This is a genomic window from Brenneria sp. g21c3 (genome assembly GCF_040240345.1).
Taxonomy (GTDB): Bacteria; Pseudomonadota; Gammaproteobacteria; order Enterobacterales; family Enterobacteriaceae; genus Brenneria.
The window spans coordinates 98669-114240 of the sequence record NZ_JBEIAB010000006.1 but is presented as its reverse complement, the minus strand read 5'-3'; the positions used below and the strand labels follow the sequence as shown (position 1 = coordinate 114240).

Below are 15572 nucleotides of genomic sequence, written 5' to 3'. Positions count from 1 at the left end.
TATGACAACTTCACCATTACTACAAATTGAAAACCTCAGCATCGCCTTTCGCAGCGGAGAGAGCGAACAGCGGGTCGTCGACCAAATCTCGCTTGCCGTTAATGCGGGCGAAACGCTGGCGCTGGTGGGGGAATCGGGCTCGGGAAAAAGCGTGACCGCCCTCTCCATCCTGCGCTTGTTGCCGTCGCCCCCCGTTGTCTATCCACAGGGCGATATCCTGTTTGCCGGTCAATCGCTGCTGCATGCGGATGAAAAAACGCTGCGTCAGATCCGCGGCGATCGCATCGCGATGATTTTTCAGGAACCGATGGTGTCGCTCAATCCGTTGCAAAGCATCGAAAAACAGCTGATTGAAGTGCTGGCGCTGCACCGCGGCATGCATAATGACGTCGCCCGCAGCGAGGTTGTCGCCTGTCTGGATCGCGTGGGCATTCGGCAGGCAAAAAGCCGGTTGAAGGATTTCCCCCACCAGCTTTCCGGCGGAGAGCGCCAGCGGGTAATGATTGCTATGGCGCTGCTGACGCAACCCGACCTGCTGATCGCCGATGAACCCACCACCGCGCTGGATGTTACCGTACAGGCGCAAATACTGACGCTGTTGGATGAACTGAAACAGGAATTAGGCATGAGCCTGCTGTTCATCACGCACAACCTGAATATTGTGCGCCGGCTGGCGGATAACGTTGCCGTCATGAAGTCCGGCCAACGCGTGGAATACAACACCTGCGCCCAATTATTCCACGCGCCGCAGCATCCTTATACGCGTCAGTTGCTGGATGCCGAACCCGCCGGCGAGCCGATACCGCTCACCAGCGATACCCGGCCCCTTTTGCGCGTTGAACAATTACAGATCGCCTTCCCGGTCAAACGCGGGTTGCTGCAACGCGCCGTCGATGAAAAACAGGTGGTTAAAAACATCAGCTTTAGCCTGCGTCGCGGTGAAAGTCTGGGTTTAGTCGGCGAGTCGGGTTCAGGGAAAAGCACTACCGGCCTGGCGCTGTTGCGTCTACTGCGTTCACGCGGCGAAATCTGGTTCGATAACCAACCCTTGCATGAATTTACCCGCAAGCAGATGTTGCCCTTCCGCCGCCGGATCCAGGTGGTGTTCCAGGATCCCAACTCGGCGTTGAATCCACGCCTGAATGCCGAGCAGATTATCGCCGAAGGGCTGACCGTACATCAGAAATTGACGCCTCAGGCGCGAGAGCAACGCGTGATTGAAGCGATGCAGGAAGTGGGATTGGATCCGGCCACTCGCCATCGTTATCCGTCCGAATTCTCAGGCGGACAACGCCAGCGTATTGCGATTGCCCGAGCGCTGATTCTGCAACCCGAACTGCTTATCCTCGATGAGCCGACATCGTCATTGGACAGAACGGTGCAGGCGCAGATCCTGGCATTGTTGAAATCGCTGCAACAAAAGCACCAACTGGCTTACTTGTTTATCAGTCACGATCTCCAGGTGGTGCGGGCGTTATGCCATCAGGTGATTGTATTAAGACAGGGCGAAGTGGTGGAGCAAGGGGATTGTCAGACCGTGTTTACGCATCCATCGCAGGCGTATACGCAAGAGTTATTGCAGTTATCTCATTGAAAATAAAAAGAAATTGCATCATAACTTGACCAATCGGCCGTTATCGATTTGCTCAATGATTTGCAACATGCATAGGAAAGCGCGGCAACGTCGGCATCGGCGTTGCTGCTTAAAACGGATATTGTGCGGAAACCGGCTCGGCAATCGCTACGCCGATATTCTTTAAACGGCACATGGCGGTGCTTTCATCATTACGGTGTAGAAACAGGCAAGGTTCGCCTTCCCACTCCAAAACAGAACTCTCGACCTGAATCTCATTCAAAGATTGGTTCAATTGGCGCATGACCTGCCATGCATCATCACCGTCATGGCTCAATAATTTCAAACCAATCAGATTATTGTCCTCATCCCTGCCACTCAGCGGAATGGGCTCAACGTTTATACCTGCAAACCCCGATAACCAGCGGTAACTTTGCGGCAAACGATGCACTACCGAAAGTTGGAAACTATTCACTACTGTTTTCCTTCAGGTTAATCTTTACTGTGAATTCACAAAAAAATAACATTTACCATAGTAGCCCCAACGCCCGCGCTTTTACCACTTTTCTAGCGAAAAAAAGCCATACGGTGACTCATCGCTATCTGCCGTGATAAATCCCCGTCTCCTGAATTCTGCCGGCGCGTTGGCCGATCAAATTCGTTCCTGAAGAATCAGACGCCTTGCCGCACCACGATAACGGTGGGTATATAAGAACAATTAATGTCGGGACGGTCATAAATTACTATTCTTTATCAGGCTATATGTAACTCTTTTCATGTAATATCTCAACCCATTTCTCTCCTTTTATTCACTTTTGTTTTATATATTTTACATGAATAGAACAAATATGCGCATCAATCATCGCGCTCAGTGAGTTCGGCGGCGGAGTGGCGAGATGTCTGGTTATTTCGATGCCGCCGCCGGCTTTCACTGGCGACGCAGCGTTACGGAAATATTGCTTTCACATGAGGAAACCCGCCGTCGCGGATATCAGGCTTTACCCGGTCGGCTGGCGTACAGGTATGCCAGAAGCGCGCCCATTGAACATACCGCCATGGAAATGGCCATCGGCCAGGCGCTGGTAAACGCCATCATCGATAGAATACTCCCGGTTATCGCGCCAAAACCGAAACGCAGCGTCCCCGCCAACGACGACGCGGTCCCCGCCATATGAGGAAACTCATCCAGAATCACCGCCATCGCATTGGATCCCACCATGGCCGTACAACCGACAAAGATGGCGACGCCAAGCACCAACGCGGGAAAACCCAGATCAAATGCGCACACCAGCAGCAGAAATATTCCCATCGAAAACTGGATCGTCAACCCGATGCGAAACAGAATGACCGCCCCCAGACGCCGGACATTTCGGCTGTTGAATAACGTCATCAGAACCAGGAAAACAATGTTCAGAGCAAAGTAATAACCAAAATTCTGCGGGGAAACGCCGTGCAGATTGATATAGACAAACGGCCCGGCGCTGAGGAAAGAAAACATGCCGCAGAAAGAGAGTCCCCCGGCCACCATGTAGCTAAAAACCCGCTTGTGGCGAAAAAGACTGACAAAATTACCGACCGTCGTTCGCAAATGGAACTTTTGTCGCCTTGCCGGCGGCAGCGTTTCCTGGATAAAGAAGAAGACCAGCGCCGTCGCCAATAAGGCGGCGCCCGACATTGCCCAGAAAATCGCATGCCAGCTAAACCACACCAACAGCGCGCCGCCTAAAATCGGCGCGACCAGCGGCGCCACGGTCATCACCAGTATGACAAACGACATCATGCGGGAAAAATCATCTTTCGTGAACATATCACGCATCAAGGCGTTGATCACCACGGCCGCCGCAGCCGCCGCCATACCGTGCAGAAAGCGCATATAAATCAGTTGATCGATACTCTGCGCCAATGCACAGGCCGCGCCCGCAATCGCGAAAATCAGCGTCCCGCCCAGAATGACCGGTTTACGCCCCAGGCTGTCGGCCATCGGCCCATAGAACATCTGACCAAGAGAAAAGCCCAATACATACGCGCTGAGCGTCATCTGGACACGGCCGGCCTCAACGCCGAATTCCGTCGCAATGGTCGGCAACGCCGGCAAATACATATCAATCGCCAGCGGCATGAGCATCGAGATCAGGCCGAGGATAAAAATCAACCCGATATAGGAAGGCTGGTTCTGTTGCACAGAGGAGGCTCCTGGTTACCGCCCGATACTCGCGACTTCCTGACTGCTTAGCGCCCGATATTCACCCGGCGCTAACTCGCTGTCCAGACAAATGGCGCCGATACGCTCACGATGTAACTGCACGACCCGGTTACCGACCGCGGCAAACATCCTTTTCACCTGATGATAGCGCCCTTCGCTGATAGTCAGACGCACCTGATATTCCGTTATTTTCTCCAGCGTCGCCGGTTTGGTTAAATGCTTCTCGCCATGCAGCTGCACGCCGGCGGCAAACTGCCCGGCGGTATCGTCGCTTAAAGGCTGCTCCAACGTCACCAGATACGTCTTCTCGCAGTGATGTTTAGGGGAGGTAATGCGATGCGACCACTGGCCGTCGTCAGTCAACAGCACCAGCCCCGTGGTATCAATATCCAGCCGCCCCGCCGCATGCAGCTTATGCGCGACCGGCACATCCATAAAATACAGGATGGTCGGATGATCGGGATCTTCCGTCGAACACACATAACCCTGCGGTTTATTCAGCATAAAATAACGCGGCCCATTCTGCTGCGCTAACGGGTTGCCATCAAACGCCACCTGATGCTCGGGCAACAGTTTAAAAGAACCGCTTTTTACCACCTCGCCGTCAACGGTCACCCGTTGCGCGCGCAACTCATGAATCACCAGCGAACGGCTGATTGCCAACTGCTGAGATAAAAATTTGTCCAATCGCATTAAAGACCAACTGCCTTTTTAAACCATGAAGCCGACTCACGCAGGACCAGGCGCCAACGCGTCAAGACTCATGAAGATGAAGAAGAGCAGCGTGAACCGCTGCCAGAGCAGCCCAGTATACCGGGGCTTTAGTCGACATCCTAGAATTCACGAATTTTTGTCGTTCCGCAGGCTTTCGCCAGCCACACTGCGGGCGAAAGCCTGCGGAACGACGGGGAAGATCGGCTCGTGACGAATGTTGCAACAGTAATTGCGAATATGGCGCCGGCGTTACTCGCGTTGGCGATTATCACGGGGCATAATAGACGGCGATGATTTCTTTTGAGGGTTAAGGCATGTCTTCTATCCACGGTCATGAAGTCTTGCAGATGATGATCGACTCCGGCGAGTCTTTTACCACTGAACAATTGATTGCCGCTATTGAAAAACGTTTCGGCAGCGCGGCGCGTTTCCATACCTGTTCGGCCACCGACATGACAGCGGCGGCGCTGGTTCAGTTTCTGGCCGATCGCGGCAAATTTATTCCGTCCGAGGCCGGTTTCACCACCAGCGCCAGTAAAATCTGTCAGCACTGAGTCAATGCCCTTTACCTTACGGCCTTACCAACGTGAGGCGGTATCCGCCACGCTCGACTATTTTCGACGTCATTCCCAGCCGGCCGTCATTGTCTTACCGACGGGCGCCGGGAAAAGTTTGGTTATTGCCGAATTAGCCAAACTCGCCCGCGGTCGCGTGCTGGTATTGGCGCATGTCAAAGAGCTGGTGGCGCAAAATCACGCCAAATACTGCGCCTGGGGGCTGGATGCGGACATCTTTGCCGCCGGACTACAGCAACGGCAAAGTCAGGGGAAAGTGGTATTTGGCAGCGTACAGTCCGTCGCGCGCAATCTTGATCGGTTCGAACAATCCTTTTCCTTGCTGATCATCGACGAATGCCATCGCATCAGCGACGACGACGACAGCCAATATCAGCAAATCATCCAGCACTTGCGGCAAACCAATCCTCAACTGCGGTTGTTGGGTCTGACCGCCACCCCTTACCGTCTGGGAAAAGGCTGGATTTATCAATATCACTATCACGGTATGATGCGCGGTGATGAGAACAGCCTGTTTCGCGACTGTATCTATGAACTGCCGCTGCGCTACATGATCAAGCATGGATTTCTGGTGCCGCCCGAACGGCTGGATATGCCGATCGTCAAATATGACTTCAGCAAGCTGGCGGCCAGAAGTAACGGCTTGTTCAGCGAGTCGGAGCTGAATCATGAGTTAAAACATCAGCAGCGGATTACGCCGCACATCGTCAGCCAGATAGTCGACTACGCTCAGACGCGCCGTGGCGTGATGATCTTCGCCGCCACGGTTGAACATGCCCGTGAAATTCATCAGTTGCTGCCTGAAGGCCAGGCGGCGCTGGTCAGTGCCGATACCCCTTCGGCGGAGCGTGACGCGCTGATCGAGGCTTTCAAACAGCAAAAGTTGCATTACCTGGTTAACGTTGCGGTACTGACCACCGGATTTGATGCCCCGCATGTCGACCTGATCGCCATCTTGCGCCCGACGGAATCCGTCAGCCTGTATCAACAAATCGTCGGCCGCGGTTTACGTTTGTTTCCGGGCAAAACCTCCTGTCTGATTCTGGATTACGCCGGAAACCCCCACGATCTCTATACTCCTGAGGTCGGCCACAGCAAGCCCCATCGCGACAGCCAGCCGGTGCAGATTTTTTGCCCGCAATGCGGTTTCGCCAATCTGTTTTGGGGGAAAACCACGGAGGACGGCAGCGTGATCGAGCATTACGGCCGACGCTGTCAGGGATGGGAAACGTTGGACAACGGCCAGCGCCGGCAATGCGACTTTCGCTTTCGTTTCAAAACCTGCCCTCACTGCGGCGCGGAAAACGACATTGCCGCCCGTCGTTGTCACCAGTGTGAAAACGTGCTGGTCGATCCCGATGACATGCTGAAAGCGGCGTTGAAGCTGAAAGACGCGCTGGTGCTGCGCTGTAGCGGCATGAGTCTGACCTCAGGCGGGGATGCCAAAGGAGAATGGCTCAATATCACCTATTATGATGAAGATGGCGCGGACGTCAGCGAACGCTTTCGCCTGCATACGCCCGCACAGCGCCATGTGTTTCAGTTTAACTTCTTGCGTATCCACCAGCGGGCGCCGGGCGTTCCCTTCAACTGGCGACAGGCCGCGGATATTCTGGCCCAGCAACAGCTGCTGCGCGCGCCCGATTTTGTCGTCGCCCGGCGTCAGGGGAAATTCTGGCAGATACGGGAAAAAATATTCGATTATCAGGGCCGCTTTCGCCGGGCGAACGAGCTGCGGGGTTAAGTAATTCGCGGTTTTATTTGCCCGCAGAGCCATATTCCGCTAGAATTCAGCCCGCTTTTGTACCGCAAAAGCTGAATAACCCAACTTGCTGCTGGGTCGCCTGTAGCAGGATTACTTATCTTAAGTAGAGTAAAAAATGATTACTATCAAAGCAGAAGCACGTAAAGATCAGGGTAAGGGTGCGAGCCGCCGCCTGCGTCGCGCTGGTAAATTCCCAGCCATCGTTTATGGTGGAGCGGAAGCGCCGGTTGCTATCGAACTGGATCACGACAGCGTTAAAAACCAGGAACTGAAAGAAGGTTTCTACGGTGAAGTTGTGATTCTGTCTGTCGATGGAAAAGAAACCAAAGTCAAGGTTCAGGCTGTACAGCGTCACCCGTTCAAGCCGAAACTGACTCATATTGACTTCGTTCGCGCTTAATCCCGCGTTGGAGTTAATCCGGGACGCCGGAAAGAAAAACGCCGCTTATGCGGCGTTTTTTGTTAAATATCAGCCATACGCATTAAGCGTGCGCTGACACAATTCCGAACGTACGCAGTCTTGTTTACCGAAAGATACGACGCCGATCATATCATCCTCCGTAAAACGCTCCAGCGCGTCACGCAATCCGGATTTAACCCCTGAAGGCAGATCGCACTGGGTGACATCGCCATTCACGATTACCGTCACATTTTCCCCCAGACGGGTAAGAAACATCTTCATCTGGTTAACCGTTACGTTCTGAGCTTCATCCAGAATCACGACCGCATTTTCAAACGTCCGACCGCGCATATAAGCAAACGGCGCGATTTCCACTTTGGCGATTTCCGGTCGTAAACAATACTGCATGAACGATGCGCCTAATCGCCGTAGCAGCACGTCATACACCGGGCGGAAATAAGGCGCAAACTTCTCGGCGATATCTCCGGGTAAAAAGCCTAAATCTTCATCGGCCTGTAATACCGGCCTGGTCACGATAATACGATCAACCTCTTTATGAATAAGCGCTTCCGCCGCTTTGGCCGCACTCAGAAACGTTTTGCCGCACCCTGCTTCGCCGGTGGCAAAGATTAACTGTTTATTCTCTATTGCAGACAAGTAATGCTCCTGGGCGGTGGTTCTGGCTTCAATAACGGAGGTATCGCGGTTTTCCCGCGCCATCCCTATCGATTCAATCCCACCCATTTGAACCAGAGAAGTGACCGATTCTTCCTCACGCTGACGATGACTGCGCGACTCGCGCCGAATAACGCGTTTCGCTTCACGACGTGCTTTGATCACTGCTTTTTGTCTTCCCATAGTGGCACCTTACAGTTTGTTTCACTTACCGCACTGCCTGGCAGCGCGTGACGTTTCACTCACAAACGAGGTTGGCTTCCTTATTAAGCCGATGACGAACAGAATAGATAACGTACAGGCCGGCTTCATATAAAAACCGGTTGGCGGAATAATGGACGGGGCGTAAACAGACCGGACGGACAAGAAGAGAAAATGAGGTTAACGATGAATGACACAGTGTAGAAAATGGGCGGCGGGGACATCCCTCGCTTCGGCGAGTCAGCAAACCAGCATTTCGCTTTTGACTATTTAGTCCCAAACAGGACACTACCATCCGCGTTCCTCACTGTGACAACAACTATTCCAATGAATAATGATTGACCGTATTAAGAACCACTGTTAATCATCTGACTAAAAATTAGTGCCGAATGATTTCAGTAGTATGACAGTGCAATACTTTGCGCCCACTTTGCAAGTTTTTTTTACACTGCCATAACATTTACATATGGCTGAAATGCGTTTATTTCGCGAAGTTGATACGACAGCGTTATTATACCGCTCCCCCGGCGCGACCGACGGAGAAAGCCCCGCCGTTCGGCCATTAGCAGGAAAATCAAGGAGATGACCACCATTAAATGGCTGATTATCGATAATATTTATGCCAATCCAGATACTGGCCATATTTGCGCAGCGCGCTTCTATAGGTATCGGATTCTATATCGGGCAGATAATCATAAATATGCTGCTGTATGTTATCGCTGACAAAATCTTCCTTTGGATAATTTTTCGCCGCCAGCAATTCATCCAGCCGACGCAAGCGAATGACATACTCACGCATCGTACTATGTCTGACTTCCGTCTGATCGATCAGATATTGAGTAAAGGCTTTAATATCAAAATAGATCGTATGCGTATTGCATATTATTTCGCTACAGAAACGGCACAGCGGAATCAGATCCTGTTGCAGACGCTGCCATGTTTCGTCATCAATCAGGCTATCGATAAAACTCATCGATTTTTTATTAACCAACTGATGGCGATATGCCAGCGACACGCGATCCAGTTCTCTATTACAGTGAGAGCAATGGGTTTGCTTATGTTTGAAATCTTTCAGATAACGACTGAGGCGTTGTTTCTTCCGAGTTGATTGAAGCATGAATCCATTCCATGACAATATACTGAGATAACATTATTCCCACGCGGTTAAATTAAACATCATTCATTAATTTGACGCGCAGACGCTTTATCGCCTGGCTATGCAACTGACTGACCCGTGACTCCCCTACTTCCAGAACCGCGCCGATCTCTTTTAAATTCAGCTCTTCCTGATAGTAAAGCGTTAACACCAGCTTCTCGCGCTCAGGCAGGTTTTCTATCGCCTCCATCACCCGATGGCGTAAATTACCCTCCATCAGTTGATGCAAGGGATTGGCGTCTTCACTGCCTTCCAACAACGCTTCCGCGCTATCGCCATGTTCTTCACGCCATTCATCGTAAGAAAAAAGCTGGCTATTATTGGTATCCAGCAATATCTGACGATATTCTTCCAGCGTAATATTCAGGAATTGCGCAACCTCCGGCTCTGTTGGAGCACGGCCAAGCTGCTGTTCAGCCTGTTGCATCGCTTGTGCCACTTCCCGCGCATTACGCCGCACGCTGCGTGGGGCCCAATCGCGGCTGCGTAACTCATCCAGCATCGCGCCCCGAATACGTTGCACGGCATAGGTGGTAAACGCCGTACCTTGCAGCGAATCATAACGTTCGACGGCGCTAAGCAAGCCGATACCACCGGCCTGCAACAGATCGTCGAGTTCGACGCTCGCGGGGAGACGAACCTGTAGCCGTAAAGCTTCATGGCGGACTAAAGGGACATAGCGCTTCCACAACGCGCTTTTATCCATTGTGCCTTCGGCGGTATACAGATCGCTCACAGTGACAAATACCTACGATAATTATGTTATCGACACTATTATGCTTTTGATGAGGGTAGCCAATTGCCTGAATAGGGATGTAAAAGAGGGGTTATTTAAGATACGAGAAACATATCGGATGGTGAAAGGCGGCGTATATCGTCCGCCCTGTTTATTGATGCGATGGAGCGGCTTCCCTGTGGTGAAGATACGACGCCCGCGAACGGAGTCGTTCCTCATCCACAAGCGAGGCGAATTTCAGTCACTCCTCTGCGAGCACGATTTCGATCAGATTTGCCCGACCGGAATGAATGCCCGCCTCCACCGCCGGCGCGATATCGCCGGCGCGGGTGATGCGTCTGGCGTTTACGCCCATCGAACGGGCCAGCGCCTGATAATCAATCTCGGGATTGACTAAATCCATGGCGATAAACTTCTCGGTTTGAGCCGCCAGGTAATGCTGCTGGCCGCGCATGAAATTTTTCAGCACATTATATTGCCGGTTATTCATGACGATAAAGGTGACGGGAAGGTTCTCATGCGCCGCCGTCCACAGCGACTGAGGCGAATAAAGCGCGGCGCCGTCTCCCACCAGCGAAACGACCGGCGTACGTCCCAGGCCAAGAGAACAGCCGACCGCCGCCGGCATGCCCCAGCCCAGCGCCCCGCCTCTTAAAAAGGAATATTGCTCATACGAAGGACTGTGCAAAAACTGACGCACCGCGGAAGACGTGACGATCGCTTCATCGACAATGGCCACATCGTGTCCGATAACCCGCATCACTTCTCGGGCCGCCACCAGCGGTGAAATAATCCCCGCCGTAAAATCATTTTCGGCCTGCGCGCATAGCGTATTTCTGTTCGTCTCGCGTTGTCTTCGCAATGCGTCGCTGTTGGCGTCTCTGTTCGCGCGGGTCGGCTGCGTGCATCCGGCCAAGATCGGCAACAAGGCCTCAAGCGAGGCGCGCAAATGGCCAACCAACGAAAGGCGCGTGGGATAAGTTCTGCCGAGATCGCCCACGTCGGACGACAACTGATAAACCGCACAGTTGTCCGGCACGGCGGATGACGAGGTGTACAGAATGGAAATCAGCGATTTGCCGCCCAGCGCGAAAATCGCATCATAGTTACTGAGCACGTCCGCAATCGCCGCGGCCTGAGTGGGCATATTTCCCGCCCACAGCGGATGCGACGTCGGAAACGGAATCCGCGACGGCCAGGAAGAACCGTACACCGGCGCGCCCAGCATCTCGGCCAACTCGACGGCCTGCGGCGCCGCCTGACTGCTGTACAGCTCATCGCCGGCGATAATCGCCAACCGTCCGGGCGGAATATGCGCCAGTTCCTTAGCCAACGGCTCCAGCGATGAGGCCACGCTATGCGTATCAATCACCGAGCGCGACAGCAACGGCGTATCGCTCATCTCCTCCATAACGTTCATCGGCAGCGACAGCATTACCGGCCCCGGCGGCGGCGCCACCACGTCGTGAAACGCGCGTCGCAATAAGACCGGCAACTGCGCGGGATGCGATACTTCCTGCGCCCACTTGACCGCTGGCTGAGCCAACTGCACCAGATCGCCGAACAATAACGGATCGGTAATGGCGTGGCGCAGATCCTGCTGACCGGCCGTCACGACCAGCGGCGTATGGGAAATCTTGGCGTTGAGCAAATTACCCATGCCGTGTCCCAGACCGCCGGCCGTATGCAAATTCAGAAAGCCGGGCTTACGGGCCGCCTGCGCATAACCATCCGCCATGGCGACCGCGCTTGCCTCCTGCAACGCCAGGATATAGCTGATATCGGGTTTGCCTACCAGCGCATCCATCAGCGGCAGCTCAGTCGTACCCGGATTACCAAAAATATATTCGACCCCTTCGCTGGCCAGTATCTCGAGCAGAATTTCCGCGCCTTTGCGCGCCGGTACCTTATCTATGGATGTGAAAGCACTATCAGTCATAACATACCTCATTCCGTTAAGTGATTATTAGTTAAAAAATCAAACAGCTACGGATTATGGATGACATGATAACGCCGCAGGCGAACAGAGTTCACTCGCTTATTTTGAATTATTGGGAATGAGGGTTTGAGGAATATCTCCCCGGCGATTTAAAGATCGCATCGTGCGATGGTATGGCAACGCGTCCCTGTGGTGGTTGCCGACTACCGTGACGGCTCGGCAATCTGAAGGCAGCGGTATGGTAGAAGTGTGGAGGCGCTTTGCAGAAAATTATTCGTCGGCGACTGACATCGCCGTCTGCATATCGTCATCGGACAGATCGGTCATTTGCTGCACCTGCTGCGGCGGCATACCGTTTTTCAGCATCTGGCGGGCGATACGTAATGCGCTGGCTTTCATGCCTTGCTCCAGCCCCTGCTCTATGCCTTGCTCCAGACCTTCAGCCAGCCACTTTTCCTTTCCCTGCTGAAGCCCTTTCTCAAAACCTTCACGTTTCAGTTGGTTCGCGATGGTTTCCATATTTTCCTCCCGTGCGCCGGTTAAAGGTTCGGTTAACCCATCAATAAAGGCCCGATAATCAGATGTCCGCCCCACATGGGCAATATAAAACATCAACGCCCGCTGCTGCGTCAAGGGCAGTGTCCACATTTCCATCAATATGCCGATATCCTGCGCCAGCTCCAGCATATCCCGCGTGCGAATATGTTTCAGCACCAGTTCCAGCAAGGCGGCCCGACGATGGGTTTTAATTTCCTCATCCGGGGTGACCGTCAAGTCCAGCAACGGGAACGCCGTGGTGTAGATCTGCCGCGCCAGCACCTGATCGGTAAAGCCATCCAGCCAGTTCAGGCTGTACGGATATGGGCGGCGATCGCCGTGATAGAACAACAGCGGCACCACCAGCGGCAGGGTTTTATGCCCTTGCGACAGATGCTGCTGCATCGCCGCCAAACTGTAGCGCAGCAGTCGAAACGCCATCAAGCGGTCCGGCGAACTCTGGTGTTCGATCACGCAATAAATGTAACCACGACCTGCCGAAGTTCGGCAAGAATAAAGCATATCCGACACTCGCGAGCGCAACTCTTCATCCACAAACGAGGCCGACTCCCGTTGCAGCGTCGTGAAGTCACAATGTTGCCGGATTTCCGGCGGCAGATGGATAGAAAGAAAATCGCGCGCGATTCCAGTATCGCTGAGAAACTGCTTAAAGATCGCATCGTGCGATGGCATGGCGCCGCGTCCCTGTGGTGATGGTTGCTGATTAGCTTAGCGGGTTATCTTTTACAGGGAAGCGGTAGGATATGAAGTGTGGAAGCGCTGCGCAGAAAATGATTCTGCCGGGTTGTTCTGCACGGCATCATTGATGCTTGCCAGCAATTTTAGATCCCCGTAATCAGTAGATCCAAGGCACTGATAATTTCATTTCTAATCGACACGGCATTGGCAACAGGAGTCTGTTTGAGATCCTTGTCTAATACGCTGGTCATCAGATCAGTGACTACCACATACGGTTTCCCCTGTAGAGTAATCACAGGATGTAATCCTCTGATCGGCGATATGTTTTTAATATCCGTCATGGGAATGACCACACGACTGGTCAATGCATTGAAAAGATCATTTTGTATGTCAATATAGTAAGGATAAAAGTCCTTACCCTTGCCGTGATTACGGTAAACATCAAACTGTGCCATCAAAGCACTCCGTGACCGTCAGAAAATAACCCGGCCGCTTCTACAAACGCATTATGAGACTCAAAAGCCTCTTTATTTTCAGCAATAAATTTTTGGCGACGATGCTGACGCAATCTTTCTTTGAGCGATTCCTCAAGCAAAGAGGAAAGATTGATACCACAGGCTTTGGCTTCAGACAGAAGCGCTGCATTCACGGTAACATTTGCTCTCTTTTTAGCCGTTGAACTATTGATACCACTCATACACACTCCCAATACGTATCATCAATGCGATCGTTTATGACACAGTCAATGCGTCTTTTCAAGGGATCAGGTGAAGAGTTCAGGCAAACAGACAGGTTCTCTTGTGGAGAAATCTAACACAACAAATGGATTGATTGTATAGCGCCGCATCTCTGTAGCGGTTGCTTAACCGCTACCTTAGCGGATCGGTAATATCAGGAAAGCGGTACGGTAAAAAGCATGGCGGCGCTGCGCAGAAAATTATTCGTCGGCGATTGACATCACCGTCTGCATATCGTCATCGGACAGATCGGTCAACTGCTGCACCTGCTGTGGCGGCATACCGTTTTTCAGCATCTGGCGGGCGATGCGTAATGCGCTGGCTTTCATGCCTTGCTCCAGGCCTTGCTCCAGGCCTTGCTCTAAGCCTTGTTCTAAACCTTGCTCCAGACCTTCAGCCAGCCACTTCTCCTTTCCCTGCTGCATCAGTTCCTGCGCGATGGTTGCCATCTGCTCCCCTCCCGGATACGTTTTCAGCGCTGCAATAAATGACGGTACATCAGATGTCCGCCCCATATGGGCAATATAAAACATCAACGCCCGCTGCTGCGTCAAGGGCAGTGTCCACATTTCCATCAACATACCGATATCCCGCGCCAACTCCAGCATATCCCGCGTGCGAATATGTTTCAGCACCAGTTCCAGCAAGGCGGCTCGACGATGGGTTTTAATTTCCGCATCCGGGGTGACCGTCAGATCCAGCAATGGGAATGCCGTGGTGTAGATCTGCCGCGCCAGCATCGGATCGGCAAAAACATCCAGCCAGTTCAGGCTGTACGGATACGGGCGGCGATCGCCGTGATAGAACAACAGCGGCACGACCAGCGGCAGGGTTTTATGCCCTTGCGACAGATGCTGCTGCATCGCCGCCAAACTGTAGCGCAGCAGTCGGAACGACATCAAACGATCCGGCGAACTCTGGTGCTCGATCACGCAATAAATGTAACCACGACCTGCCGAAGTACGGCAAGAATAAAGCATATCCGACACCCGCGAGCGCAACTCTTCATCCACAAACGAGGCCGACTCCCGTTGCAGCGTCGTGAAGTCACAATGTTGCCGGATTTCCGGCGGCAGATGGATAGAAAGAAAATCGCGCGCGATTTCGGTATCGCTGAGAAACTGCTTAAAGATCGCATCGTGCGATGACATGGCGCCGCATCCCTGTGGTGGTGATTGCCGATTAGCTTAGCGGGTTATCTTTTACAGGGAAGCGGTAGGATATGAAGTGCGGAGGCGCTTCGCAGAAAATCATCCGCCCTTTGAGGAGATCACCGTTTGCATATCGTCATCGGGCAAGTCGATCATCTGTTGTACCTACTGAGTTGACATATGGAAAAATAATACCGTTCATCACATATTCACTTTATTCAGCAGCTATAAATAAATTCCACTCCGATGCAGTAGTGTTGCCAATTCGTACATTTTTCCGATTTTCGGAAATACCCAATTCCACCGCATGCCGCTTCAAATATTTTCCGAATTGCGCATTCCATGAGTCATTAACCGGCACACCTTTATTACTATGGAATCCGCCCATATAAATTTCAATAATTTCAGTCGTCAGCGCCTTACCGCTGTTATTTTTCTCTCTCAGTTTATTTAAGGATTCCCCGAGACGTTCAAAATTTACCGTTATTGCATCAATCATACCCCACCCCGC

At 52.5% G+C, this 15572-nt stretch carries 16 protein-coding genes; 4 read left to right on the top strand and 12 right to left on the bottom strand.

Going from position 1 to position 15572, the window contains the following annotated elements; genetic code table 11:
- Window position 1 precedes the first annotated feature (1 nt).
- Window positions 2–1594 carry a microcin C ABC transporter ATP-binding protein YejF gene (gene yejF, locus ABRZ28_RS11690; RefSeq protein WP_330520327.1) on the top strand — a complete coding sequence of 531 codons (1593 nt, stop codon included), beginning with the start codon at window positions 2–4 and terminating at the stop codon, window positions 1592–1594.
- Between the two features lie 109 nt (window positions 1595–1703).
- On the opposite strand, the gene ABRZ28_RS11685 is transcribed toward yejF, so the two are convergent.
- From ABRZ28_RS11685 to rsuA, 3 genes are all read right to left on the bottom strand, one after another.
- Window positions 1704–2048, bottom strand: a complete 345-nt coding sequence (locus ABRZ28_RS11685; protein WP_319602839.1) for a YejG family protein — start codon at window positions 2046–2048, stop codon at window positions 1704–1706.
- 516 nt (window positions 2049–2564) lie between these two features.
- Entirely contained in the window at window positions 2565–3755 is a 1191-nt protein-coding gene (locus ABRZ28_RS11680) for a Bcr/CflA family multidrug efflux MFS transporter (RefSeq protein WP_319602840.1), read from the bottom strand.
- Window positions 3756–3770: 15 nt separating this feature from the next.
- Complete coding sequence (rsuA, locus tag ABRZ28_RS11675; RefSeq protein WP_319602841.1) at window positions 3771–4469, bottom strand: 16S rRNA pseudouridine(516) synthase RsuA; 699 nt, start codon at window positions 4467–4469, stop codon at window positions 3771–3773.
- 335 nt (window positions 4470–4804) lie between these two features.
- Here rsuA and ABRZ28_RS11670 point away from each other — a divergent pair, with 335 nt between their 5' ends.
- The 3 genes from ABRZ28_RS11670 (at window position 4805) to rplY (ending at window position 7230) form a co-directional block, all read left to right on the top strand.
- Window positions 4805–5044, top strand: coding sequence for a YecH family metal-binding protein (locus ABRZ28_RS11670; protein ID WP_319602842.1), 240 nt, complete (start codon window positions 4805–4807; stop codon window positions 5042–5044).
- A gap of 4 nt (window positions 5045–5048) precedes the next feature.
- Window positions 5049–6809, top strand: coding sequence for a DNA repair helicase RadD (radD, locus tag ABRZ28_RS11665; RefSeq protein WP_330520326.1), 1761 nt, complete (start codon window positions 5049–5051; stop codon window positions 6807–6809).
- Window positions 6810–6945: 136 nt separating this feature from the next.
- Window positions 6946–7230 (top strand): 50S ribosomal protein L25, encoded by a 285-nt coding sequence (rplY, locus tag ABRZ28_RS11660; RefSeq protein ID WP_319602844.1) that lies wholly within the window; start codon window positions 6946–6948, stop codon window positions 7228–7230.
- A gap of 69 nt (window positions 7231–7299) precedes the next feature.
- On the opposite strand, the gene phoH is transcribed toward rplY, so the two are convergent.
- The 9 genes from phoH to ABRZ28_RS11615 form a co-directional block, all read right to left on the bottom strand.
- Complete coding sequence (gene phoH / locus ABRZ28_RS11655) at window positions 7300–8088, bottom strand: phosphate starvation-inducible protein PhoH (RefSeq protein WP_319602845.1); 789 nt, start codon at window positions 8086–8088, stop codon at window positions 7300–7302.
- A gap of 622 nt (window positions 8089–8710) precedes the next feature.
- Window positions 8711–9223, bottom strand: coding sequence for a flagella biosynthesis regulatory protein FliZ (gene fliZ / locus ABRZ28_RS11650; protein ID WP_319602846.1), 513 nt, complete (start codon window positions 9221–9223; stop codon window positions 8711–8713).
- Window positions 9224–9275: 52 nt separating this feature from the next.
- Complete coding sequence (locus tag ABRZ28_RS11645; RefSeq protein ID WP_319602847.1) at window positions 9276–9998, bottom strand: RNA polymerase sigma factor FliA; 723 nt, start codon at window positions 9996–9998, stop codon at window positions 9276–9278.
- Window positions 9999–10239: 241 nt separating this feature from the next.
- Window positions 10240–11937 carry a thiamine pyrophosphate-binding protein gene (locus ABRZ28_RS11640; RefSeq protein WP_330520325.1) on the bottom strand — a complete coding sequence of 566 codons (1698 nt, stop codon included), beginning with the start codon at window positions 11935–11937 and terminating at the stop codon, window positions 10240–10242.
- Between the two features lie 270 nt (window positions 11938–12207).
- On the bottom strand, window positions 12208–13167 hold the full coding sequence (locus ABRZ28_RS11635) for an Rpn family recombination-promoting nuclease/putative transposase (protein ID WP_330520324.1): 960 nt from the start codon (window positions 13165–13167) through the stop codon (window positions 12208–12210).
- 149 nt (window positions 13168–13316) lie between these two features.
- Entirely contained in the window at window positions 13317–13628 is a 312-nt protein-coding gene (locus ABRZ28_RS11630; protein WP_330520323.1) for a CcdB family protein, read from the bottom strand.
- Window positions 13628–13870, bottom strand: a complete 243-nt coding sequence (locus ABRZ28_RS11625) for a type II toxin-antitoxin system CcdA family antitoxin (RefSeq protein WP_319602851.1) — start codon at window positions 13868–13870, stop codon at window positions 13628–13630. The genes ABRZ28_RS11630 and ABRZ28_RS11625 overlap by 1 nt, the downstream gene beginning before the upstream one ends.
- Before the next feature lie 240 nt (window positions 13871–14110).
- A complete protein-coding gene (locus ABRZ28_RS11620; protein ID WP_330520322.1) occupies window positions 14111–15061 on the bottom strand; it encodes an Rpn family recombination-promoting nuclease/putative transposase in 951 nt (316 codons plus the stop codon).
- 214 nt (window positions 15062–15275) lie between these two features.
- Entirely contained in the window at window positions 15276–15560 is a 285-nt protein-coding gene (locus tag ABRZ28_RS11615) for a hypothetical protein (RefSeq protein WP_330520321.1), read from the bottom strand.
- Between the last annotated feature and the right edge of the window lie 12 nt (window positions 15561–15572).

Coding starts and splice junctions, on each gene's coding strand:
- yejF (WP_330520327.1), top strand. CDS start 2: ATGACAACTTCACCATTACTACAAATTGAAAACCTCAGCATCGCCTTT.
- rsuA (WP_319602841.1), bottom strand. CDS start 4,469: ATGCGATTGGACAAATTTTTATCTCAGCAGTTGGCAATCAGCCGTTCG.
- ABRZ28_RS11670 (WP_319602842.1), top strand. CDS start 4,805: ATGTCTTCTATCCACGGTCATGAAGTCTTGCAGATGATGATCGACTCC.
- radD (WP_330520326.1), top strand. CDS start 5,049: ATGCCCTTTACCTTACGGCCTTACCAACGTGAGGCGGTATCCGCCACG.
- rplY (WP_319602844.1), top strand. CDS start 6,946: ATGATTACTATCAAAGCAGAAGCACGTAAAGATCAGGGTAAGGGTGCG.
- phoH (WP_319602845.1), bottom strand. CDS start 8,088: ATGGGAAGACAAAAAGCAGTGATCAAAGCACGTCGTGAAGCGAAACGC.
- fliZ (WP_319602846.1), bottom strand. CDS start 9,223: ATGCTTCAATCAACTCGGAAGAAACAACGCCTCAGTCGTTATCTGAAA.
- ABRZ28_RS11640 (WP_330520325.1), bottom strand. CDS start 11,937: ATGACTGATAGTGCTTTCACATCCATAGATAAGGTACCGGCGCGCAAA.
- ABRZ28_RS11635 (WP_330520324.1), bottom strand. CDS start 13,167: ATGCCATCGCACGATGCGATCTTTAAGCAGTTTCTCAGCGATACTGGA.
- ABRZ28_RS11630 (WP_330520323.1), bottom strand. CDS start 13,628: ATGGCACAGTTTGATGTTTACCGTAATCACGGCAAGGGTAAGGACTTT.
- ABRZ28_RS11625 (WP_319602851.1), bottom strand. CDS start 13,870: ATGAGTGGTATCAATAGTTCAACGGCTAAAAAGAGAGCAAATGTTACC.
- ABRZ28_RS11620 (WP_330520322.1), bottom strand. CDS start 15,061: ATGTCATCGCACGATGCGATCTTTAAGCAGTTTCTCAGCGATACCGAA.
- ABRZ28_RS11615 (WP_330520321.1), bottom strand. CDS start 15,560: ATGATTGATGCAATAACGGTAAATTTTGAACGTCTCGGGGAATCCTTA.